Raw genomic sequence first — 1,481 nt, forward strand, 5'->3', positions numbered from 1 at the left:
CCTGACTCAGGCAGAGTACCTGAAGAAATTTCGACTCTAAATATAGAGAAGTTGTAGTAAATCCTTGTCGTGTTTTCTACAAAGTAGATAGCGACTCAGTCTATATCCTTCACGTATTGAGGCAAGAAAGAGATTTACGAAAGTTTTTACTATCTTCCAAAAATAGAAGCTAACCAAGCGTTCAACCGGTCTCGCCTTCGGGTTCGAGCCGCACCTAAAGGCGTTACATGTAAAAAATACAGGGTGTATTGTGCAAGTAGATAGAATTGATCACTTAGTTTTAACCGTCAAAGATATTGAGGAGAGTGTAAGTTTCTACCAATCAGTATTGGGCATGGAAAAAGTTATATTCGGTGAGTCCCGAGTTGCGTTGTCATTTGGCAATCAGAAAATAAACCTCCATCAACTGGGCAGTGAATTCGAACCTAAAGCGAATAATGTTAAATCAGGTAGTGCTGATTTATGTTTTATTATTACCACCCCGATAGGTAGTGCTATCGAGCATTTAAACAATTGTGACGTTACAGTGATCGAGGGGCCAGTAAGCCGTACAGGTGCAAAAGGTAAAGTTGAGTCAGTATATTTTAGAGATCCTGACGGCAACCTTATCGAGGTATCAAACTATCAAAACGTGTAACAAGGCCATCTTGCATCGCCCAGCCAAAAAACGGCTGGGCCGGACCTCACTTCGTTCGGCCACAAATGTAGGCGTTAGGAATATGAAACAATGAAATCGGTATCTACGGGTTTAAAAAAGATTCTTGTTTTTACAGGAAGCACTGTAGCCTTATCAATTGGATATTATATATACGCCCTTAGCCTTTACCCGCCAGTTGAAGAGCGTGAAACATTTTTAGCTGAAATAGGTGAAGGGTTAGGAGAGATTGGTTTATGGCTACTCGTATTCATTTACGCCAGAACTCTAATCAAATTGTTTTTTGGAAAAGGGGCTATCGCTAAAAGGCTCTTACCAGAATACAGTATAGAGCTTGACCCGCCGCTTATAGATAGTTTGATCAATCTATTAAATAGAACGCATGTATATTTCGGTATCGGTGCGGTGGCTATAATACTTCTGCACATCGCTTTAATGGGTTTACCAATGCATATTCTTTTTTCCCTGCGGTACTCGCACTAGTAATCTGGCAAGGGCTATTCGGTATTTTTATCAGCTGGCGATACTCTCCAAGAGAGTTGAAAAAATTGTCCTATCTTGTACATGCACAACTATTCACAGGTGTTATGATAGGTGTGTTCTCTTATTTTGGGCATCTGTTAATTGACGATTAAAATGCCTAACCAGTGCATTTACTCTAGAGTCCTGCAAATGCCGCTCATCTAAGTAAATCAATCCAGCAATATCGTGCAGGCAAAACAGAGGAGCATGGATTGCTCGATGATTGAAATATTAGCGTCGACTACGGAGGCGTAGTCAGATTATGTTTACTGGCAAGGCCAAGACAAGAAAACACTTAAACGTA

Annotated in this window: 2 protein-coding genes; both read left to right on the forward strand. The window is 40.6% G+C overall.

All coding sequences use genetic code 11. The annotated features are described in order from the left end of the window. Positions 1–250: 250 nt before the first annotated feature. Positions 251–637 (forward strand): VOC family protein, encoded by a 387-nt coding sequence (locus A3756_RS01055; protein WP_068552689.1) that lies wholly within the window; start codon positions 251–253, stop codon positions 635–637. A 90-nt stretch (positions 638–727) separates the two neighbouring features. Next, positions 728–1,138 (forward strand): hypothetical protein, encoded by a 411-nt coding sequence (locus tag A3756_RS01060; protein ID WP_197470046.1) that lies wholly within the window; start codon positions 728–730, stop codon positions 1,136–1,138. Positions 1,139–1,481: the final 343 nt, after the last annotated feature.

Source organism: Oleiphilus sp. HI0086, from assembly GCF_001635225.1.

What these genes read in the sequence shown, in the direction of transcription:
- A3756_RS01060 (WP_197470046.1), top strand. Translation starts at nt 728, where the DNA reads ATGAAATCGGTATCTACGGGTTTAAAAAAGATTCTTGTTTTTACAGGA.